This window comes from Pseudomonas auratipiscis (assembly GCF_036324085.1).
GTDB lineage: Bacteria > Pseudomonadota > Gammaproteobacteria > Pseudomonadales > Pseudomonadaceae > Aquipseudomonas > Aquipseudomonas auratipiscis.
In genome coordinates, this window is sequence record NZ_JAZDCU010000018.1 from 96,161 (window position 1) to 117,756 (window position 21,596).

The 21,596-nt window shown below is 58.7% G+C and carries 20 protein-coding genes; 7 read left to right on the top strand and 13 right to left on the bottom strand.

Translation table 11 applies throughout. From position 1 onward, the window contains the following. Nucleotides 1-172: 172 nt before the first annotated feature. The gene (locus V0R60_RS21640) at nucleotides 173-1,171 is read right to left on the bottom strand and encodes a YagK/YfjJ domain-containing protein (RefSeq protein WP_330080673.1); all 999 of its coding nucleotides are present in this window, start codon (nucleotides 1,169-1,171) and stop codon (nucleotides 173-175) included. 339 nt (nucleotides 1,172-1,510) lie between these two features. After that, on the bottom strand, nucleotides 1,511-1,741 hold the full coding sequence (locus tag V0R60_RS21645) for a helix-turn-helix transcriptional regulator (protein ID WP_330080672.1): 231 nt from the start codon (nucleotides 1,739-1,741) through the stop codon (nucleotides 1,511-1,513). Between the two features lie 368 nt (nucleotides 1,742-2,109). Here V0R60_RS21645 and V0R60_RS21650 point away from each other — a divergent pair, with 368 nt between their 5' ends. Then, entirely contained in the window at nucleotides 2,110-2,961 is an 852-nt protein-coding gene (locus V0R60_RS21650; protein ID WP_330080671.1) for a hypothetical protein, read from the top strand. Between the two features lie 274 nt (nucleotides 2,962-3,235). On the opposite strand, the gene V0R60_RS21655 is transcribed toward V0R60_RS21650, so the two are convergent. Both V0R60_RS21655 and V0R60_RS21660 read right to left on the bottom strand, forming a co-directional pair. After that, nucleotides 3,236-3,844, bottom strand: a complete 609-nt coding sequence (locus V0R60_RS21655; protein WP_330080670.1) for a TetR/AcrR family transcriptional regulator — start codon at nucleotides 3,842-3,844, stop codon at nucleotides 3,236-3,238. A gap of 12 nt (nucleotides 3,845-3,856) precedes the next feature. Further along, nucleotides 3,857-5,077 (bottom strand): multidrug effflux MFS transporter, encoded by a 1,221-nt coding sequence (locus tag V0R60_RS21660; protein ID WP_330080669.1) that lies wholly within the window; start codon nucleotides 5,075-5,077, stop codon nucleotides 3,857-3,859. Between the two features lie 198 nt (nucleotides 5,078-5,275). Here V0R60_RS21660 and sorA point away from each other — a divergent pair, with 198 nt between their 5' ends. Next, a complete protein-coding gene (sorA, locus tag V0R60_RS21665) occupies nucleotides 5,276-6,535 on the top strand; it encodes a SorA family sulfite dehydrogenase catalytic subunit (RefSeq protein WP_330080668.1) in 1,260 nt (419 codons plus the stop codon). Between the two features lie 10 nt (nucleotides 6,536-6,545). Then, a complete protein-coding gene (gene sorB, locus V0R60_RS21670; RefSeq protein WP_330080667.1) occupies nucleotides 6,546-7,172 on the top strand; it encodes a SorB family sulfite dehydrogenase c-type cytochrome subunit in 627 nt (208 codons plus the stop codon). Between the two features lie 19 nt (nucleotides 7,173-7,191). Here sorB and V0R60_RS21675 read toward each other — a convergent pair whose 3' ends face one another. The 8 genes from V0R60_RS21675 to V0R60_RS21710 form a co-directional block, all read right to left on the bottom strand. Beyond that, nucleotides 7,192-7,965 carry a TSUP family transporter gene (locus tag V0R60_RS21675; protein WP_330080666.1) on the bottom strand — a complete coding sequence of 258 codons (774 nt, stop codon included), beginning with the start codon at nucleotides 7,963-7,965 and terminating at the stop codon, nucleotides 7,192-7,194. A 104-nt stretch (nucleotides 7,966-8,069) separates the two neighbouring features. Beyond that, the gene (locus tag V0R60_RS21680; RefSeq protein ID WP_375547295.1) at nucleotides 8,070-9,107 is read right to left on the bottom strand and encodes a YeiH family protein; all 1,038 of its coding nucleotides are present in this window, start codon (nucleotides 9,105-9,107) and stop codon (nucleotides 8,070-8,072) included. Nucleotides 9,108-9,403: 296 nt separating this feature from the next. Then, nucleotides 9,404-9,703 (bottom strand): DUF6506 family protein, encoded by a 300-nt coding sequence (locus V0R60_RS21685; protein WP_136474401.1) that lies wholly within the window; start codon nucleotides 9,701-9,703, stop codon nucleotides 9,404-9,406. A gap of 28 nt (nucleotides 9,704-9,731) precedes the next feature. After that, complete coding sequence (locus V0R60_RS21690) at nucleotides 9,732-10,685, bottom strand: bifunctional enoyl-CoA hydratase/phosphate acetyltransferase (RefSeq protein ID WP_330080665.1); 954 nt, start codon at nucleotides 10,683-10,685, stop codon at nucleotides 9,732-9,734. A gap of 99 nt (nucleotides 10,686-10,784) precedes the next feature. Then, nucleotides 10,785-12,545 (bottom strand): sulfoacetaldehyde acetyltransferase, encoded by a 1,761-nt coding sequence (gene xsc / locus V0R60_RS21695; protein ID WP_051270569.1) that lies wholly within the window; start codon nucleotides 12,543-12,545, stop codon nucleotides 10,785-10,787. Between the two features lie 57 nt (nucleotides 12,546-12,602). Then, nucleotides 12,603-12,743 carry a hypothetical protein gene (locus V0R60_RS21700; protein WP_168198426.1) on the bottom strand — a complete coding sequence of 47 codons (141 nt, stop codon included), beginning with the start codon at nucleotides 12,741-12,743 and terminating at the stop codon, nucleotides 12,603-12,605. Between the two features lie 280 nt (nucleotides 12,744-13,023). Then, on the bottom strand, nucleotides 13,024-14,490 hold the full coding sequence (pdxR, locus tag V0R60_RS21705; protein WP_330080664.1) for a MocR-like pyridoxine biosynthesis transcription factor PdxR: 1,467 nt from the start codon (nucleotides 14,488-14,490) through the stop codon (nucleotides 13,024-13,026). Between the two features lie 220 nt (nucleotides 14,491-14,710). Further along, nucleotides 14,711-16,099, bottom strand: coding sequence for an aminotransferase family protein (locus V0R60_RS21710; protein ID WP_330080663.1), 1,389 nt, complete (start codon nucleotides 16,097-16,099; stop codon nucleotides 14,711-14,713). A gap of 296 nt (nucleotides 16,100-16,395) precedes the next feature. On the opposite strand from V0R60_RS21710, the gene thiS reads away from it, so the two are divergent. Both thiS and V0R60_RS21720 read left to right on the top strand, forming a co-directional pair. Next, the gene (thiS, locus tag V0R60_RS21715; RefSeq protein WP_371922242.1) at nucleotides 16,396-16,599 is read left to right on the top strand and encodes a sulfur carrier protein ThiS; all 204 of its coding nucleotides are present in this window, start codon (nucleotides 16,396-16,398) and stop codon (nucleotides 16,597-16,599) included. Between the two features lie 41 nt (nucleotides 16,600-16,640). Further along, a complete protein-coding gene (locus tag V0R60_RS21720) occupies nucleotides 16,641-17,438 on the top strand; it encodes a thiazole synthase (RefSeq protein WP_330080662.1) in 798 nt (265 codons plus the stop codon). Between the two features lie 33 nt (nucleotides 17,439-17,471). Here the strand turns inward: V0R60_RS21720 and V0R60_RS21725 are convergent, their stop codons facing one another. Continuing rightward, nucleotides 17,472-18,290 carry an IclR family transcriptional regulator gene (locus V0R60_RS21725; RefSeq protein ID WP_330080661.1) on the bottom strand — a complete coding sequence of 273 codons (819 nt, stop codon included), beginning with the start codon at nucleotides 18,288-18,290 and terminating at the stop codon, nucleotides 17,472-17,474. A 189-nt stretch (nucleotides 18,291-18,479) separates the two neighbouring features. Here V0R60_RS21725 and V0R60_RS21730 point away from each other — a divergent pair, with 189 nt between their 5' ends. Next, a complete protein-coding gene (locus tag V0R60_RS21730; protein ID WP_330080660.1) occupies nucleotides 18,480-20,144 on the top strand; it encodes a GMC family oxidoreductase in 1,665 nt (554 codons plus the stop codon). Nucleotides 20,145-20,211: 67 nt separating this feature from the next. Next, the gene (locus V0R60_RS21735; RefSeq protein ID WP_330080659.1) at nucleotides 20,212-21,531 is read left to right on the top strand and encodes an MFS transporter; all 1,320 of its coding nucleotides are present in this window, start codon (nucleotides 20,212-20,214) and stop codon (nucleotides 21,529-21,531) included. The last annotated feature ends 65 nt before the right edge of the window (nucleotides 21,532-21,596 follow it).

The window sequence follows — 21,596 nt, forward strand, 5'->3', positions numbered from 1 at the left end:
TTGAGTAGGGGCAAACCGCAGACCACCTAATGACATGACAAGTGACACGCTGAGACCACAAGCGCTGCACCCGACGAATAGTTAGCCAGCCGGACACAACGCAAGAGATGCCCGGGGCAAATGGAGGAAGGACAAATGGAACCTGGATCGAGCCCTGAGCATTCCGACTCAGTTAGCCCCCCCTTCGACTAGAGCCCTTCCCCCCACGACAGGAAGGCTTCAACTGCCCAACCCGCAGGCATCGTGCCCCCTCAGGCCTCAAGCGCAGGTGCTGAGCGTCTTTGACTAGATACTTCACTGCCTTGTGTACATGGCGACGAATTGCTCGATCACACCTCAGGATGCGACCGATACCACACTCGTCACCGTATTTCTCCTTGTCGTAGTTACAGCTGTGCATGTAGCCCTGGCCATGCGTGATGTCTTCCCATAGCTCGCCGAGCTGGATGGCCTTATAGACATCGCCCTGCACCACGTTGCCATTGAAGAAATAAGCAGCATGGATGTGGTAGCCCCCGCCATCACTCTTGTCACCCTGCTCCACCGAATAGATGTGGCCGATGAGGTGGTCAAAAATCGGATTGCGCTTGTGCTTGGCAATCAGTTCATCCAGGTCATCAAACACATGCTCGACTCGCAGCCTGCCCTGCGCCTCAGAACGGTAGTGGAAGTCGACCCTGATGATGGTGATGCGCGAGTAGAGCTCACATAAGGCATCGGCGTAGTCGCAGACTTGGATCTCCTGCTCCTTAGCCTGGTGGCGGAGGTCATGCTTCCTGCGGAGATACCACCGTTCACGAGTCAACTGGCGGATCCGGGCGACCAAGACGTTCATGCTGTGATGATGATCCAGGTAGGCCGTACCCTCCTCATTCAGACAGGTAGGGCCATCAGGGTGTCGCTCCAGCCCGATGTCCTGACATGCAGCCCTGAACGCTTGCAGGTGCTCGCTGTAGCTGTATTCGGCACGACCTTCGAATAGGTCGACCATCTGCTGGATATGATCGAAGTACCGAGAGAGTCGAGTCTCTTGGATGCGTTCGTACCCTGTGCGGGCTTGCTTGATTCGGAATGCCGGTAAATCGGAATCTTCGATAGTCTGGACAAGTCGCTCGACCTGAAGAGCAATGTCGGACTGGGAAAGGTGGGTGTACGTCTTGCGACTGGTCATGGATGGGTACCTGGTTGCTTGTTGTGCATACCAGGCACGTGTTGTGTATTTTTTAACCGATGACCTATCCCAGCCTGTGCTGTAGGTGTCGTACTGAATGAGTGCAAATAACTATTGAGTTATATGTATTGATAGCTAATAGCTATATCACTAGAAGCAGCCCACCACATTACCAACCCTCCCGGCGAGACCTAACAATGGGGAGCAACATTACCCTGCCTGCCGAGAGATTTGCCGAATCGCATCCTGGGAGAGTTAGCTGAGAACACAGAACCTTCCCAAGCGGCATAAACGCCATGACCAGCCGTAGCCAGTCATGGCGCAAATTGTCATTCATTTCTAACTGGCCACACTCAAGTGGCCAGTGCCGCGCACCGCAATACCCTCTGCCAGGTCACGCTCCTCGATCCTAGCCAGGATCCAGTCGTGCACCTCGCTGTCGACCCAACCGACGCAGCGGTCCCCCAGCGAGACGGGTTTCGGGAAGGTGCCCTCCCCGATGTATTTGTAGATGGTCGACCGCGCCAAGCCGGTCGAGTCGATGACTTCTTTCAGGCGGATGATCCTCATGAACGGGCTCCTCGTATTCGTTCAGAGGATTGGCAGAGCCGGTAAAAAAACACTGAAGAACTGATTCGCTGGCGCTCCTCTAAGTCACCTACAGCCCGTGAACGTACATATGTGCAATTCTCTGGCACCCGAGCGCCGACTTAGGCCATTGCCCTGTCTCGCGGCTACTCGACTATAGAAAACTCGACGAATAGTCAAAAAACCTACTGAAGCCCCAAAAAAACTGGGTTTACACAAAAAATATTATTCTAGAATCGCCATAGAGACGACATAGATTTCACAAAGAAACTAGCTAGAATCGCTCTAGAATGGATATAGAATCAGACTAGAATCTACACAGAAACACCCTTAGACCGGATTGAAATGACGTGAAGACTGACAATCACGCGCGTAACAAAGATGCAGACAGGCTGAGCGAACTGCTCCAAGAACCTCATCGAAACCATCGCCACGACATCTGGCTGTGGTTGTACCTCTACCACTACAAAGAGGCGAGGCTTGACCTCAGAACCTGCAACGGCCTAACCATGCGTGGCGAGATAGCCAGAGCCCTGAGGGGCCGTAGATTCTTCCAGTCGCTCATCCCCCGAAAGAAAGATCGACTCCTGCTTCCAAACGAAAAGCTGGAGTGGATCGAAGAGGATGAACGGCAGCATCGATGGCTGATCCGCGAGATTGAAAAAATGACTGATCTGCGCCTGCCTCGCGGCCTGATCCACCTCACTGGCAGGGATCGCCTCATCGGCATGATCGACCTTTGGGATGTCGATATTGTCGAAAAGGCATCCGAGGTCGAGCACCTTCACCGGGACTGGCTCAGGCACAAGGCAAAAGACAGTGAATTTGAATGGTTCACCGATAAAAAAGAGGGCGAAAAGCGCTGTGTCTGCGCTTGGGAGTGGCTTAAAAAGAATCATCTGTCGCCGATATCCAGACAAACGCCAATCAGCAACTACCAAGAGCTGCTGATGTTCTTCGACCAAAGGGATGTAGGCCGTCACGAACGGACGGCCATGCTTCGAGAGATCAAGAGGCGATGGAGTCGTAAGCAATTCGACGAGCGTACCGCCGACAAGAAGCAGGTCAACGTCATTCTCTCAAAAACGGTGATCGCCCAGCTTGATGCGCTAGCGGAGACACACGGCCTGAAGCGCGCTCAAATCATTGAGACCCTGGTGAGGATGGAGGCTGACGCTGGCGTATACCTCGCCGAAAGCTAGCGATATGTAGCAATAGCCCCCATCAAGACGCCCAAAGGTACCAAGCAAACCCGATCGGCATTCCAAATGGCATTCCAACACAAAAATCGAACCGATATAATATTTTAAAATCAATATCTTACGTTGTCTGTTCAGATTACCCCGGCCCATCAATTCCACACAAAGCCTCGATTATTCGGGGCTTTGTGCCATCTGACTCTCGTAAAACTCACCAACAGTCACAACACACCCACAAACCACCCACACCACGCAAACTCCCAATCAATCAGCCAACCTACCTACCCACGCCCCCCGCAAGCAAAGTCCCCCCCACAACCCTAATCAATCGCCGCAACGCATCAAAACGCCGCCCATACGCCTCATCATTCCCATAGATAAGCTCAACATGCAGACTATCAATCAACGCCAAATAAGCCTCAGCAACCAGCTCAACATTCTGCAACCCCATCCCCGGATAAGCCCCCTCAAGCGACGCCTGAAAACGCTCACGAACTCCCGCCAAATAACCCTCAAAACCCGACTTGACGCTCTGCTCGATCGCCGCCGGTGGGTAAAACGCTGCCCGCAATAAAAAGCGCAACGCGCAGCTTTCACTGTAGCGATGCTGCAGGTTGTCGATGTACCGCTCGCCTGGCGCCTGGCCGCTTTCTGGCGTGGAAAATTGTGTGTCTACATAGTCCCCCTCACTTTTCAAAGCGCAATTGAGCACGGCGGTATACAGGTCATCCTTGCTGGTGAAGTGCGCGTACAGCGAGGCTTTTTTGATTCCGGCGCTGACGGCGATGTCGTTCAGCGAGGCTGCGTCGTAGCCACGATCGGCGAAGTGTTGCAGGGCAAGTTGTACGATTCGTTCAGCGGCTGGTGTCAGGGGTGTCGTGGTCATCAATGGCTCTTGTCAGTGGCCGGCAAGGCTGAATGTGGCGTTTCTGCCTTTGGGTAGGCTTATCCAGGTCAGCAGGCACACGAGCAGTGCGCTGATTACCAGGAGGCTCGTCCAGGCGAGGGGGCCGTAGTTTAGAACGACTGCCGATAGCGGTGTGGCACTCGATGAGATGGACAGTTGAATGGCGCCCAACAAGGCGGCGGTGGAGCCCAGCGCGCGTTCCTGGGAGGACATTACCAGTGACATCAGCGTCGATTCGGCAATGCCCAGGCCAAACAGTGCCAAGGCCATGCCCGCCGCAATGCCGGGCAACCCGACGTCCGTTGCGGTTGCCAGCAAGGTGATGAGGGCGCCGCTCACCATGCAGCCTACGCCCAGTAAGGTCAGCCGGTTCATGCCTAAGCTGGTGATGAGTCTGCCGGCGAGCATGGCGCCAAACAAGATGGCAAAGCCTGTCACGCCAAACAGGATGCCAAACGACTGCGCGCTCAGCCCGTAGGTTTCTTGATACACCAGCGTTGCGCCGCCGATGTAGGCAAAGAGGAAGAAGAACACTGCGGCCACCGCAAGGGCAGGTAACAGGAAGTGGCGATCCTTGGCGATCTGCACGTAGATGCGACACGCCGAAGCCAGTCGCAGCGGCTCACGCTTCTCCGTTGCCAGTGTTTCCGGGAGGTTCAGCCAGCTGTTCAGCAGTACCGCTACGCCCAGGATCGCAAGGGTGAGCATTACGGCGCGCCAGCCAAACCAGGTATCGATCACGCCTCCCAAAGCCGGGGCCAGAATCGGTGCCACGCCCTCTATGGTCATCAGCAGCGCAAACAGTTTGGTCGCTGTCGCCCCCTGGCTAACATCTCGAACCATGCTCATGATCACCACCAATGTCAGCGCAGAGCCCAGGCCTTGTACAAAGCGAAAGCCAATCAAGGTGTTGAGTGTCGGCGCCCAGGCCGATCCCAGCGAGCACAGGATGAACAGCGCAAGGCCAATCAGCAGGGGGCGTCTGCGCCCGTAGGCATCTACGAACGGTCCAAACAACAGCTGCCCTGCGCCCATGGCCAGGAGGAAAAAGGTCAGGGTGAGCTGAGCGCCCGCAAAGCTTGCGTGGTAGTCACGGGCAATTTCCGGAAGGCTTGAAAGGTACATGTCGACAGCCGAAGGGCCCAAGGCGCCCACTACTCCCAAGCCAATCGCCAACTTCAGTGGCACCTGATCCGATTGCACGGTGTTCATCAATTTCAATCCGTAAATTAAATGCTACCTACCGGTCGGTAGGTGTGGCGCATCATAGTCCTGCGCACTTCAGCGGTCAATGAACACCGAGGCCCAACAGCCAACCCCGAATTGGACCTACCCCTCCCCGCATGGGCCACCGACCATAGCCTGGCGAGCCATTACTCCTGAACCCAACTTGGCCCCAGAGCGTGCAAAATGAAGTTCAGTTTTATCGACAACAACAAGCCAAGCCGTCGACGTGTACTGCGCGACGCCATCACCCTGGCGTTGGCGGCCTCGCCGTTGGCAAATCTGGTCAACGCGGCTGGCAAAGCCGGGGCACCCGCCTCCAATGCCGAAGAGGTGACCTTCGCCGCCGGCCCGCGGCCGCTGGTGCAGTACCCGCAGAAACGGCCGTTGACCTTGGTGACCACGCGTCCGCCGCATCTGGAAACCCCGTTCGCGGTGTTCAACGAAGGGCCGATCACGCCCAATGATGCGTTTTTCGTGCGCTATCACTTGGCCAACTTCCCTACCAGCATCGATCCAGACACTTACCGCCTGACGATCAAGGGCTCGGTGAAAACGCCGCTGTCACTTTCTCTCGCTGAGCTCAAAGCACTCGCCGAGCCGGTGGAGGTGGTGGCCGTCAATCAGTGCTCGGGAAACAGCCGTGGGTTCTCGATGCCACGGGTGTTCGGCGCGCAGTTGGGTAATGGCTCAATGGGCAATGCCCGTTGGCTGGGGGTTCCACTCAAAGCGGTGCTGGAGAAGGCCGGGGTCAAAGCCGACGCCAGGCAAGTGACCTTTCGCGGGCTGGATAAACCCGTGCTGGCGAGCACCCCGGAGTTCATCAAGGCCCTGGACATCGGTCATGCCCTCGGCGGTGAGCCGATGATCGCCTGGTCAATGAACGGCACCGACCTGCCCTTCCTCAACGGTTACCCGATTCGTCTGGTGGTGCCCGGCTATTTCGGCACCTACTGGGTCAAGCACTTGAGCGAGATCGAAGTGGTCGATCACACCTACGACGGTTTCTTCATGGCCAAAGGTTACCGCGTGCCAGACAACGACTGTTTGTGCATCGCCCCCGGTACCACGGCAGCGCAAACCAAGCCGATTTCGAAAATGCCGGTGCGCAGCTTTATTACCAGCGTAAAGCAAGGCGATGTGTTGCCGCTCAATACACCGGTGGTGCTCAAAGGCATAGCTTTTGATGGCGGCGACGGGATCAACACGGTGCAGCTTTCTGTCGACGGTGGCAAAAGCTGGCGTGAGGCTCAGCTGGGCCAAGACCTGGGCCGTTTTTCCTTTCGTGAATGGACGCTGCCCGTCACCTTCGCCCACAAGGGCGCCACCCAGTTAATGGTGCGCGCCACTAACCGGGCAGGCGAGATGCAGCCGCTGCGCGCCGACTGGAACCCCGGGGGCTACCGCCGCCACGTCGTCGAAACCAGCCACGTTACTGTCGCCTGAAGGAGCTTGCATGAAACGTCTGATCACTTTGCTGTGCACGGCGCAGATTTGTTTGGCTGGCGTTGCGAACGCGGCGCCGCTGTCGATCACCTTGCCGCCGGAAACCGCTGCGCTCAAACCCAGTACCCTGCCCGGTTATCCGTTGGCCCAGCAAAAATGCTCGACCTGCCATTCCGCCGATTACATCAATTTCCAGCCGCCCGGAATGACCTTGGCGCAGTGGACGGCAGAAGCCAGCAAGATGCAGCACGTGTACGGTGCGCCTATCAGCGATCAGGATGTGAGCATTATCGGTGCTTACCTGGCGGTGACCTACGGCAGTGCCCAGGCAAGCGATGCCGAGGTGCAGGCTGCCAGTTCGCCGCAGGCCCAGGCGCCTGTTGCGAACGTCGACGCCACAGCGCTGTTGCAGAAAAATGCGTGCCTGTCCTGCCACGCAGTCGATCACAAGGTGGTAGGTCCGGCGTATCACCAAGTCGCCACCAAGTATGCAAACGATCCGCAGGCGATGACCAAGTTAGCCGCCAGCATTCAGCAGGGAGGTTCCGGGAAATGGGGGCAAACGCCCATGCCGCCTTACGCGCAGTTGAGCGCGGAAAACCTGCAGACCCTTGCCGCGTTCATACTGGCTCAGTAAGCCTTGCCGGGGTCAGTGTTTATGCCGATGTCTGCGCCAAAAGCCCCGGTAGCGAACCCCAGATCAAGCTGATGCCTGCCAGCGCCATCAGCACAAAGACTATCCAGCGCACCGTCCTCGGCGACAACTTCGGCGGATAGCGCCGCACCAGCCAACTGACCAGCAGCACCAAGGGCAATGCTTCGGCGCTCAATAGCAGCGTGGACATGTGCATTTGTCCTTGGGCGACCACCAGGCCCAGACGCGCCGCCGCATTGGCGGCGAACACGGTGACCAGGGTATTGCGGATAATTTCGTAACCCAGGGGCTGGCGATACAGGTGGAAAACAATCGGCGGCCCGCCGCTGGAAAACAAACCATTGAGCAGGCCACATAGCCCTCCGGCCAGCCAGAACGAAGGCTGTCGCGACAGTCGTGCTTTCGGCTTGTTTTGCACCACCAGCATGAAGCTGGCCGCGACGATCAGCACGCCGAGCAGAACCCGCAGCCAGGTTATCTGGCTGCCGCTCAACGCACCCAGCCCCCATATCCCCAGGCTGACGCCGAGCAGGCTGCTGATCAGTACCGGCATCAGCACTGCACGGTCCAGCTGCGGTTTCGGCCCGCCAAGCGTGGCCATGGCATTGCCCAGGGTGAGGATGCTGATCACCACCGCCACCTCTGTCAGCGGCACCATGTGCAACGAGGCAATCAACCCCATCAGAATCAGGCCAAAGGCAAAACCGGTCAGGCTCTGGGCAACCGTTGCCAGGGCCACACAACCCAGAAAAATCAGATGCACTTGCAGGCTCATACCGCCTCCATTGCTGGTTAAGCCAGACTGCCGCCGCACAGTTTCTGTGGCGGCGGCAGTCGGCAGATCAGGCGGGGGTGATGAGCATCACCCATGGTGCAGGCTCATGCCAGCCATTTGACCGCAATCAGAATCAAGGCCGCGAGAAACAGTGTTTCACTGACCAGTAGGGTCGCTGGACGCCAACCGACTTCCAGCAAAGCCTTCAATGAAGTTTTCATCCCCAGCGCGGCGATGGCGGTCACCAGGCACCAGCGCGACACATCGCCGGCAAAGGCCTGGATCTGCGCCGAGGCGATGCCGCTGCTGTTGATCGCCACGAACACGACAAAGAAGATGATGAACAAAGGCAACGGCAAGGCCGGGCGAGGGCCGCCATCACCGCGCTTGCGCAACAGCAGCGACAGGCTGAACACGATCGGTACCAACATGGCTACGCGCAACAGCTTGACCACGGTTGCGGTGTCGCCGGTTTCCTCCGACATGCTGTAGCCGGCGCCCACTACCTGGGCCACGTCATGAATAGTTGCGCCAAGAAATATCCCGGCCTGATGGGCGTCCAGACCAATCCATTGAGCAAACGGTGGGTAGGCAATCATGGCGATGGTGCTCAGTGCGGTCACACTGATCACCGTGAAAATAATATTGCGCTCGCTGTGCTTGTCCTGCGGCAGCACCGCAGAAATGGCCAAGGCCGCCGACGCGCCGCAGATGCCGACACTGCCACCGCTGAGAATACCGAAATCACGCGACTGGCCAAGCAGTCGTGACAAGAGGATGCCGAAACTGATGGTCAGGAAAACGGCACCAATCACCACCGCCATCAACGTACCGCCCAGCGAAAGGATTTGCTCCACGGTAATGCGCATGCCCAGCAGCGCCACGCCGCAGCGCAGGATGGTGCTGGAGGTGAAGCGAATACCGGCGACCGCCCGCCCCTCCTCGGAAAGAAAGCCCAATGCCATGCCCAGCAGCAGGGCCATCAACATCACCGGCGCACCGTAATGTTCAGAAAGGAACGTGGCGCTGGCGGCAACGACAACCGAGGCAAGGATACCCGGCAACAACAGGCTTAATTTCTGCTGCCGACGTGCCAGCCACGACATCGAGGGCTGGGCCGTGTCGAGCGACTGGTTGGGCATAGGCGGGATTGTGTGATGCTGTTTTATTTTCATTGTGTCAGCTACACCCTGTGGTTATGAAATCACTGGGTTTGATGCTAGAGAAATCAACTTCTTCTCATTAGGACCACGTCGACACCGTCTTAGGGGCCAGTCGGCCGCTGCGCGCAAAGCCCCGCGTTGCCTGGCTTTGCGCTGCCCATGGGCGCAGTTACCACGACTGCCATGCCTGATGCAGGCACGGTCAGTGGGTCCCCGGGGAGATCTTTATAAAAGGCGTCAGATTGAAGCCTGCGACGCATTGAAGGGACGACAACTCACTCGGATAACTGCTGCAGGCGCTGGCGTGTTTCAGCGCTGTATTGCACAGCGGCCACGGGAACCCGATCGTCAATGGCACGGCGAATCTGCTCGACGTCGGCCTCGCTGAATGCACCGCACAACTCGATCAATTGCACGTGCCGGGTCAACAATTCCTGGGCCACCAGCACCGCTTCCTCGATGCTGGCAACACCACACACGGTTGCCGCAAAGGCATCGGACTCCAGCCGCCCGTTATGGGTAAGGAACTGCATGCCGGGTGCCTTGAAGATAAAGCCATAACGTTGCACAGCCATCATCGTTCTCCTGGTGTAATGAAGTTGCTTAGCTGGCAGCCTGCAGTTGGTTGCGCAACTGACGACGGTAGTCGATAAAAATGGACGCCAGCGCGCAGGATGCCAAGCGCGCCTCCAATGGGTCGGCTCGCGAGGTGAGAATGATCGGCACCCGCGCCCCTAGCACCAAGCCGGCGGCCGTGGCGCTCATGAAGTAAACCATTTGCTTGAACAGAAAGTTGCCGGCTTCCAGGTTCGGTACCAACAAGATATCGGCATTACCCGCGACCTCACCGCCGATACCTTTGATTCGCGCAGCTTCCAGCGATACCGCATTGTCGAAGGCCAGAGGACCTTCAACGCAGGCATCGCCCAGGGCACCGATCGTCGCCAGTTTGGCAAGCTCCGCGGCATCCTTGCTGGACGGCATGCTAGCCACCACTTCTTCGGTACCCGACAACACTGCCATGCGCGGCTTTTCATAGCCCAGGGCATGCATCAACTCGATGGCATTACGCGCGATGTGAATTTTGTCGACGATCGTTGGCTGCACGTTGATCACCGCATCGGTGATCGACAATGCCTTGTCGCTGCCCGGCAATGTCATATGAAACACATGACTGAGACGGCTGGCCGAACGCAGCCCAACCTCACGCTTCAGCACTGCACGCAGCAATACATCGGTGTGCAGATGCCCCTTCATCAGTGCTTGCGCAGTGCCCGATCCCGCCAGCATGCAGGCGGCTTCGGCGCACTGCACCTCCTCGCTGACATGCTGTATGCGCAGATCGTGCAGGTCCCAGTCCAGTACATCGGCCAGGGCCCGAATGCGCCCTTGATCCCCGACCAGCACGGGCTCGATAAGGCCTTCATCGCACGCCCGCTTGGCACCGCTGAGGCTGAGCAGGTTGACGGGATTGACCACCGCAGTGACCACGCGCGGCAGCGCCTTGGCGCGGTCAAGCAGGAATGCCGGGCATTCCGGAGGAATAGTGCTCAACATGCTTGGATTCCTGATTGTTCACAGTCGAAGCTGCAACAGCGCCCGAAGGCGCCGCGGCAGTGTTTCAGGTGTCCGGCATCAACCGGTCACTTCGGCGACTCAAACGTAGTCTTTGTACTTCTCGAGGAAACGCACCGGCTTGGACAGCGCATCGCGGCGGAACGGATCGCCCAGTTCACGTGTGCACATGATCTCGATCACCGTGGTCTTGCCAGCCTTCTGAGCTTCACAGGCTGCCTGCAGCGCCGGGCCGACGTCTTCGAGGCGATCGACAGTGACGCCTTCGGCGCCCATCGAACGCGCAATACCGGCAAAGCTCTGGTTTTCCAGCTCGCCCGCGACGAAGCGACGGTTGTAGAAGTCCACCTGGTTCTTCTTCTCCGCACCCCACTGACGGTTGTGGAAAACGATCGAGGTAACCGGGATGTTCTCGCGAACGCAGGTCATGATTTCCATCATCGACATGCCCCAGGCACCGTCACCGGCGTAGGAGATGGCGGTGCGGTGCGGGGCCGCGACCTTGGCGCCGATGATGGTCGGCAGCGCGTAACCGCAGTTACCAAAGCTCATGGCAGCGAAGAATGAACGTGGCTTCTCGAAACGCAGGTAGCTGTTGGAGACCGAGTTGATGTTGCCGATGTCTGTGGACACCATGGCATCCGCCGGCATGGCTTTTTCCAGTTCGCGCAGCACTTGGCGCGGGTGCAGGTAGTTGCCTTCTTCGCCGCTTTGCTCTTTGATCATGTCCAGCGAGAACTCGTCCTTCTCGTGGATCCAGGCGCTCAGTTCGGTTTCCCAGTCATATTTTTCCTTGGCGATTTCCTCGGCGCGCGCCCCTTTGTTTTCCAGGCACAGCACGTCGAGGCTCTCCAGGCGACCGAGCAGGTTGACCGCTGCAGCCTTGGCGTCGCCACAGATACCGACGTTGATTTTTTTCACCAGGCCGAGCATTTTCGAGTCGCAGTCGATCTGAATGACTTTCGCCTGCTTTGGCCAGTAATCCAGGCCGTGCTGCGGCAAGGTACCGAATGGACCCAGGCGGGTCCCCAGGGCCAGAACCACGTCGGCGCGCGACAGCAGTTTCATTGCCGCCTTGGAGCCCTGGTAACCCAACGGGCCGCACCACAGCTGGTGGCTGGCCGGGAAGGAGTCATTGTGCAGGTAGCTGTTGACCACCGGCGCGCCGAGGTATTCGGCGAGCGCCTGGCAGGCTTCGACGGCATCGCCCATAACCACACCGCCACCGGAGATGATCACCGGGAATTTTGCCGACGCCAGCAGTTGGGCGGCTTCGGCCAGGCTTTGCTCGCCACCGGCGCTACGCTCGATACGAATCGGCGTAGGGATTTCAACGTTGATATCGCCGTAGAAGAAATCACGTGGAATGTTCAGTTGGGTCGGACCATTTTCCTGCATCGCCCGATCGAAACAGCGACCGGTCAGTTCAGCCATGCGCGCAGGGTTGGGCACATGGGCCTGGTACTTGGTGATGGTCTCGAAGAACGGCAGTTGCTGGGCTTCCTGGAAGCCACCCAGGCCCTGACTCATGGAGCCGGTTTCTGGGGTAATGACGACTACCGGGCTGTGCGCCCAGTAGGCGGCAGCGATGGCGGTGACGAAGTTGGTGATCCCAGGACCGTTCTGCGCAATGCACACACCGTGACGCCCACTGACCCGCGAGAAGCCGTCAGCCATGTGCCCGGCACCTTGTTCGTGGACCACCGGGATAAAACGGATACCGGCGGGTGCGAAGATGTCCATCGCATCCATGAAGGCCGAACCCATGATGCCAAAGATATCGGTGACGCCATTGGCAACCAGTGTTTCTACCATTGCTTCGCTAGGGGTCATGCGTGGCATATCGATCTTCCTCTCGTTACTTAAGGTACGGCGGCTGCGCCGCCAATGACTCGGGGCTCAGCCTTTCAGCGCGACGGCTGCATAGGAATTGGTTTCAGGACAGGTGCGCTGTGCAGCCGGAATGCTCGGGCCGATGGCCAGGTACGAGGGGGCGGCGCGTAGTGCGTGGGGCTTGATGGGGTTAGCTCCGTTAAGCATGCCGATCTCTCCGATTGTTGTTGTGATGGAGTTTTGGGGCAGGTCGAGCGAGCCGCCCGTGCTTTGCGTTGAGGCGAGGACTGGCTGGCTTGGGGCTAGAGTAGGAGTCGGAAGGAAGCGGCAGATAGGACCAGTTGGGAGCCACCTGTTAAGCCAGTGGGTCCAGATGCATGGGCAGGCAAAGTTAGCCCTGACAGCGGCACAAAAAAGCCGGGCACGCCACGCCCCCGCCGAACGGTGTTCGACGTGGCGTGATCAAGGACAGTGGCGGGCTTAGTGCTTAGCTGATCTGCTCGATGAGCTCGGCAAGCAGTTTGATCCCCGGACGAATGCGCTCGGCTGGAATCGACGAGTACCCGAGACGGAAGTAGTTGAGCGGCGGCTGCTCACCAAAGAAATGAATATCGCCGGGCTCAATCAGGATGTCGTGTTCAGCGGCGACTTTTTGCAGGCGTCGTGCGTCGAGATTATCGGGACCTTTGACCCAGTAGCAGGAGCCGCCGAAGCTCGGTTCCTTGGACGACTCTGGCAAGTACTCTCGCAAGGCTGCGCCCATCTGCTCATGACGTTCCTCGTACGCGCGCATCAGGCTCATGATCAATGCATCGTGGTAGCCGCGCTCCAGGAACAGGGCCACCGAACGCTGATTGTTCGCCGCCGGATGACGCACCATCAACCGCCGCAACGCCCGTGCCTCACGGATAAGCGCTTCGGGCCCGACCAGATAGCCGACCCGCAGGCCGGGGGCCAGGGTTTTCGACAGGCTGCCGACGTAGAGCACGCGGTCATTCTTGTCCAGGCTCTTGAGTGCCGGGATCGGATTGCACTTGAAGTTGGTCTCGCTTTCGTAGTCGTCTTCAATGATCAGAAAATCGTGTTCATTGGCCCGTTCCAGCAACTCGTAGCGGCGCTCCAGGGGCATGGTCACGGTGCTCGGGCACTGATGGCTGGGCGTGGTGTAGATAAGGTCGCAGTCATTGAGCTGATCGCTGAGCATCAGCCCCTGGTTGTCCACCGCCAGCGCCTGAACCCGCGAAGGGTTGAGCATGGCGATATTGCGCACGTCCACGTAACCGGGCTCTTCAATGCCCATCAAACTGTCGGGGCGCAACAGTAGACGCGCCAGCATGTACAGCGCGTGTTGGGCACCAACCGTGACCAGGATCTGCTCAGGCGAAACCCAGACACCACGGCGTGGCAACAGCCGAGTTCTGATCTGCTCCATCAGCAACGGATCGTCGTTATCGAAGCGATCCGAGGCCCAATCACGAATCGCCGGAATGCTGACCGCATCACGACAACACTCACGCCAGTTGGCGGTCGGAAACAGCGCCGGGTCGAACTGGCCGTAGATAAAGGGGTATTTGTAATTCTGCCAATCGCGTGGCTTGCTCATGTTGCGTTGCTGCGACGGTTGCATCACCAGGCGCTGTGACCAGTCCGGCTTGGTGGCCACCGACTCATCCTGCTGCACACGCGGCGTCTCCACCTTGCGCGCCAGAATGTCCGGGTTCACATAGTAGCCACTGCGCTCACGGGCCAGCAGGTAACCATCGTCGAGCAAGTGTTCGTAGGCGAGCACCACCGTGTTTCGGGCGATGTTCAACTGCTTGGCCAGCTTGCGACTGGAAGGTAAGGGACTGTCGAGCGGAATATTGCCGTTGAGAATGACTTGAGCGATCTGCTCGCGCAGTTGCTGCTGCAAGTTGGTGGTTTTATCGGCGGACAAATGGAACAGCTGGAACATAGCGGCCTCGACTGAACGGACGACAAGCACTGGTACCGCACACCACTCGGCCAGTCACTTCAGAATGCTCTTGCCAGCAAACCGCTGACGCAGCGATCGCCAAGCAGACTAGCAACAACACCTCGACAAGACTATCCGGCGCACCACTATTAACGCCGCAGACACGCCAAAACCGGCCCGTCAATGTAACTCGGGGCCGGTCCGCGCAAGGTTTGACGCGTTATGGATTAGCGGCAAGACGGCCAAAGGCAACGTCTAGGGCGGCGATAATCACGTCCAGGTCCTGCTGTGTAGCGATCAATGCCGGGCTGAAACATAGGGTATTGTTAAATTGCTCAAAGCTGCGGTTGGTACGCCCAATCATTACGCCCTGGCGCATGCAGTCAGCCGCGATGGCAATGGCGACGCTTTCGGCCACCGGCTCCTTGGTCTTGCGGTCCTTGACCAGCTCCATGCCACAGAACAGGCCCTTGCCGCGCACATCACCAATGATCGGATACTTATCCTGCAGTTCGCGCAGGCGCCCCATGAAGTACTCGCCCATGTGGGTGACATTCTCCAACAGGCCTTCGTCTTCGATAATCCGCATGTTCTCCAGCGCTGCCGCCGGGCCTGCCGTGCAGCCACCGAAGGTGCTGATGTCGCGGAAGTAGCCCATGCGGTCGTCGGCGTCACCCTTGAAGGCTTCGAACACTTCCTCGGTGGTCACCGTGCAGGAGATCGCCGCGTAACCGCTGGCCACACCCTTGGCCATGGTGACGATGTCCGGCTTGATGCCATAGTGCTGGTAACCGAACCATTTGCCGGTACGCCCCAGGCCACAGACCACTTCGTCGATGTGCAGAAGGATGTCGTACTTTTTGCAGATCGCCTGAATGGCCTCCCAGTAGCCCTCTGGCGGAGTGATGACGCCGCCCCCTGCGGTGATTGGCTCGAGCACCACGGCACCCACAGTATCCGGCCCTTCGGCAAGAATCACGCGCTCCATTTCCTGGGCGGCGCGTATGCCGTAGTCGGCCACGTCACCGAACTGCGAGCGGTATTCACAGCAATGTGGAAACTCGACGAAACCCGGGGTGAACGGACCGTACTGGTTCTTGCGCTCGAACTGACCGGTAGAACTCAGCGCAGTGATGGTGGTGCCGTGGTAGTCACGCTCGCGGAACAGAATCTTGTGCTTTTTGCCGCCGTACTTTTTGTGCGCAATCTGCCGGACGATCTTGTAGGCCTTCTCATTGGCCTCCGAACCTGAGTTGGAGTAGTACACCCGGCTCAGGCCCGGCATCTTCTCGATCAGTTTCTTGGCGAACAAGGCGCCTGGAACACTGCCTGCGGAGCCGGCGAAAAAATTCATCTTCGCCAACTGATCGCGCACGGCGTCAGCGATGCTCTCACGGCCATAACCAACGTTAACGGTCCACACCCCACCAGACACCGCATCCAGGTATTCATTGCCCTTGATGTCGCGGACGCGCAGGCCTTTGCCTTCAACGATCATCAGCGGATCGTTCTGCTCCAGCGGTTTGTGCTGGGACAGGTGATGCCAGACGTGAGCGCGGTCACTGGCCAGGGCTTCGACTGCATCGAACTCGTGCGCTGTTGTTTTCATGCTTACCTCTCGACTGGTGCATTTTTATTGTTGGTCACCGGGCAGCAGACACGCTCCAGGCAGCCGCATACGAAGGAGCAGCACTCGGCATCGCAACGCAGCACTGCCCGATCCACCCCTGGAGAAGAAACTAAGAACAAGCAGCGCGCGCAGTTAGATCCAGTTGTTGTCCATTCGTGATGCCAGCCTTCGATCAACGCACTGGACTAGCGCAGCAGCCGCGACTGGTTCTAAAAGCGTCGCGTCGATCCCCTCACCCTGCGAACACCAGAACCCTCATCGACAAGAGAACCTGAATGATTGAAGTGGAAATCAACGGGGTGGCCCAGTGGTTACCCGCGGACATCAATCTGGCGCAACTGCTCGTCCGCCTGCAGTTGCAGGGGCGGCGCCTGGCCATTGAGTACAACCTTGATGTGGTCCCACGCAGCGAGTACGCCGAGCTGCGCTTGAAACAAGGCGACCGCGTGGAAATCGTCCACGCCATTGGCGGCGGCTAGTTGCACGTCAACCCGCCATCCCTCCCCCAACTGGAGCCTCTATGACTAGCACTGGCACAGCCTTAGACCCACTGATCATTGCCGGCCAACCCTACGCCTCGCGCTTGCTGGTGGGCACAGGCCACTACGCGGACCTGACCGAGACTGGCGCTGCCATCGAGACCAGCGCGGCGCAGATCGTTACCTTTGCGGTACGCCGCAGCAACCTTGGCCAGGCGGCCGATCAGCCCAATCTGCTCGACGTGGTCTCGCCGCAGCGCTACACCCTGCTGCCCAATACCGCCGGCTGCTACACGGCCAAGGATGCGGTGCGCACCTGCTTGCTGGCCCGTGAACTGCTCGACGGCCACAACCTGGTCAAACTCGAAGTGCTCGGCGACAGCCAAACCCTGTACCCCGATCTCGGTGAAACCTTGATCGCCGCTCAGCAGTTGGTCGACCTGGGCTTCAAGGTGATGGTCTACACCAGCGACGACCCACTGGTGGCCCGGCGCCTCGAAGAAATTGGCTGCGTGGCGGTAATGCCGCTGGGCGCACCGATTGGTTCCGGTCTGGGCATTCGTAATCCCTATAACATTCGCTTGATCGTGGAAAACGCCAAGGTTCCGGTGATCGTCGATGCCGGTGTCGGCACCGCCTCGGATGCCGCTATCGCGATGGAGCTGGGCTGCGACGGGGTGTTGATGAATACCGCGATTGCCCGCGCCCGCGAGCCACTTCGCATGGCCTCAGCGATGCGCAAAGCGGTCGAAGCCGGCCGCGAAGCCTACCTGGCGGGACGGATGCCGCGGCGGCTCAGCGGGGACGCATCCTCGCCCCTGAGCGGCTTGTTCGTATAAGTGCGCGAAGGCGCGGCTGAGCGCTTGGAAGGCTCAGCCGCGACAAGCATCCAGGTCCAGTGACAGCGCCAATTGCGCGGCGGCTGCCTGCAATTGCGGAATGTATTCGATCAGCTCGTTAAGACTTTTGCGTGCCGTGGGCGCATGGCAGGCCAATGCTGCCAGGCACTGGCCATCGGCAGCTCTGATTGGCACGGCGACCGCCACCATGCCTCTGACGAACTCCTCACTGTCGATCCCTACACCCCGGGCGCGAATTCGCTCCAGCTCGGATTCCAGCAGATCGTAATCGGTGATGCTGCGATCGGAGCTCGGCGTAAGCTCGAGCTGCTTGAGTATGTCGCTGCGCCGGTCCGCAGGCATCTCGGCGAGGAATAACTTGCCACTGGCCGTGCAATGCAGCGGCACATGGGTGCCAGGCTCGACATGCAGGCGCAACGGCTCGTGGGTTTCCACGCGATCGACGTAAATCACACTGTCGCCATCCAATGCCGTCAGGTTGCAGGTTTCACCCAACTGCCGCACCAGAGTCTGCAAAATGAGCCGACTGCGTTGCAGCACTACGGGGTTACGCAGCAGTGACAACCCCAGGCGGTTGGCGCGCGGACCGAGCAAGTAGGTTTTCTCGTCCACTTCGCGCAGCAGAAAACCCAGGCGCTCCAACGCTACCAGCATGCGCAGCAGCGTCGCCTTGGGCGCTGCAAGCCGGTCGCATAACTGCGCAAGCGACAATGGGGCATCCGCCTTGGCCAACACTTCCAGCAACAGCAAGGCACGCAGGCTGCGATCCGGGCTTTCACCGTTGAGCGGCTCGGGCAGTTCCTCTGCTAATTTCGGTTTGATTTGTTCCATTATCAATCACCCGATGAAATGTCATGGCGAATTAATTCATTAATTATTAACGAATTAAACCGCGTTTGAGCGCAACAAAAGCCGGTGGACTTATCAACGCGTTAAATCTGGCCCCATATAAGTGGAATGTATTGTTCTAATTTGCAAGTGCAATTCGGGTTCACAACTATAAAAAGAAGAGGATTTCGGATGTCACGTGCCTATGACTTCGTCATTGTCGGTGCCGGCTCAGCCGGCTGTGTTCTAGCCAATAGACTCAGCGAGAATGGACGATACAGTGTTTGCCTGCTCGAGGCGGGGCCCGCGGATCGCTATCCGTGGATCCACATCCCGATAGGCTATGCCAAAACCATGTTCCACCCGGTGTACAACTGGGGCTTCTACACCGACCCAGATCCCGGCATGAACGACCGGCGCATCTACTGGCCGCGCGGCAAAGTGTTCGGTGGCTGCAGCTCGATCAACGGGCTCATTTTCATTCGTGGCCAACGCGCCGACTACGATGCCTGGGCCCGCGCCGGTAATGTCGGTTGGGGTTGGGACGATGTATTGCCATACTTCCGTCGCGCCGAGAGCAACGACCTGGGTCCCGGCCCCACACGCGGCACAGACGGGCCGCTCTCGGCATCCAGCATCAAGGCGCGCCACCCGCTCACCGAAGGCTTCATCGGCGCGGCCAAAGCGCTCGGTGTGCCCCACGTCCAGGACTTCAACAGCGGTGATCAGGAAGGCGTCGGTTACTACCAACTGACCACCCGCAAGGGATTGCGCTGCAGCACTGCGGTGGCGTATCTGCACCCCGCCAAGCGGCGGGCCAACCTGACCATAGAATCGCTTGCTCACGCTGAAAAAATACTCTTCGATGGCACCCGCGCAGTGGGTGTCCAGTACCGTCAGAACGGCCAGTCGTTGAGTGTAAAGGCTAGACGCGAAGTGATCCTCAGCGCCGGGGCGCTGCAATCACCGCAGCTCTTGCAACTCTCCGGTGTCGGCCCTGCGCAGTTGTTGAAAACATTCAATATCGCCGCCGTGCATGACCTGCCGGGTGTGGGTGAGAACCTGCAGGACCATCTGCAGATCCGCATGATCTACGAGTGCACAAGGCCAATCACCACCAACGATGACCTGCGCTCCCCGCTACGTAAATTGCGCATGGGCCTGCAGTGGTTACTGACCCGCAGCGGGCCGCTGGCCATTGGCATCAACCAGGGTGGCTTGTTCACACGGGTGCTGGAGCAAAGCGCCACCCCCGACATTCAGTACCACTTCGGTACGCTCAGTGCCGACTCTGCCGGCGGCAGCGTGCATCCCTTCTCCGGCTTTACCATGTCGGTTTGCCAATTGCGCCCCGAAAGCCGTGGCTATGTACGCATTACCTCCACCGACCCTATGCAACCACCGTCGATGCAGCCCAATTACCTGTCGACCGAACTGGACCGCGAAACGGTCATTGCCGCAGTCCGCTACACCCGCAAGCTGGCCGCGACCGGGCCGCTCAAGCAGCTGATTCGCCATGAGTTCCGCCCCGGCATCGAAACCCAGAGCGACGAGCAGATTCTGGAGTTCTGTCGTCAGTACGGGGCGACCATCTTTCATCCCTCCGGGACCTGCAAGATGGGTAACGATCCGCTCGCGGTGGTGGATTCACGCCTGCGTGTGCATGGCGTGCAGGGGCTGCGGGTGGTCGACTGCTCGATCATGCCAACCCTGGTCTCAGGCAACACCAATGTGCCGGTGGTGATGATCGCCGAAAAGGCCTCGACAATGATTCTTGAAGATTGTCTACAGCCCAGCGTCCGCACGCCGCATAGCGTGGCGCCAGCGCTGCCGGAACTGAGCACCTACGCATCCTGATGGAGCATTCAAGGCAGCGCGCAAACGCGCTCACCTTCCTTATAAATACAACAATAGGAACAATGACATGTCCACGGCCAGCCCTGTGCGCAAGGTGGTTATTGCCAGTGTGATAGGCGCCACCATCGAATGGTACGACTTCTTTCTCTACGGAGTCGTCGCCGGCATCGTGTTCAATCAGTTGTACTTTCCGAGCGATGATCCGCTGGTATCCACCATGCTGGCCTACGGCACTTTTGCTGTCGGTTTTCTCAGCCGCCCGATCGGTGGGGTGATTTTCGGTCACTTCGGCGACAAGATCGGCCGAAAGAGCATGCTGATCATGACCATGATGATCATGGGCGTGGCCACCTTCCTCATTGGCCTGGTGCCCAGTTACAACACCATCGGCATCTGGGCGCCGATCCTGCTACTGGTACTGCGCGTCGTCCAGGGCATCGGCCTGGGAGGCGAATGGGGTGGTGCGGTGCTGATGGCCTTCGAGTACGCGCCAAAACACAAGCGCGGCTTCTACGCCAGCTTGCCGCAGATTGGCCTGGCCATCGGTTTGTGCCTGGCCTCCGGCGTGGTCGGGCTGCTGTCCTATGTACTGAGCGACACTCAGTTTCTCGATTGGGGCTGGCGTATCGCATTTCTACTCAGCGCCTTGCTGGTGTTCGTCGGCACCTGGATCCGTCTGAACGTGATGGAAAGCCCCGAGTTCGCCAAAGTCAAAGCCGCCAATGCCGAAGCCGCCATCCCGTTCGTGGACATGATGAAGCGGTACCCGAAAAACGTCCTGGCCGGTATGGGCGCACGCTACATCGATGGCGTATTTTTCAATGTTTTCGGGGTGTTCTCACTCAGCTATCTGACCCAGACGCTCAACCTGCCACGTTCCCAAGCATTGATCGGAGTAATGGTGGCAGCGGTGGTGATGTGCTTCACCATCCCGATGTTCGGCGCCTTGTCCGATCGTATCGGCCGCACGCGCGTGTACTTCTGGGGCTCGCTGATTACCGCGCTGTCTGCCTTTCCGGCCTTCTGGATGATGATGGTCAGCAATGGCGATATGTTCATGGTGTGGATTGCGATCGTGGTGCCCTTCGGCATTCTCTATGCGGCGATCTACGGACCTGAAGCGGCAATGTTCTGTGAGCTGTTCGACGCCAAAGTGCGCTACACCGGCATCTCGTTCGTTTATCAATTCTCCGGCATCTTCGCCAGCGGCCTGACCCCAATGATCGCCACCGCGCTGATGCGCAGCAGCGATGGGCAACCATGGACGACCTGTTTGTATGTGCTGTTCGCAGGCGCGGTCAGTGCTTACTGCGCCTGGTGGATCGGCGCGCGCAAAGGTGAACAGATGAAGCGCGAATTCAGTCCTGCGCCTAACCCTACCTCCTGACTACAAGCTGATCCGCTACACTCGGCGCATCGCCCGACCCATTGCGGGAAGGGCTTTACGCTGAC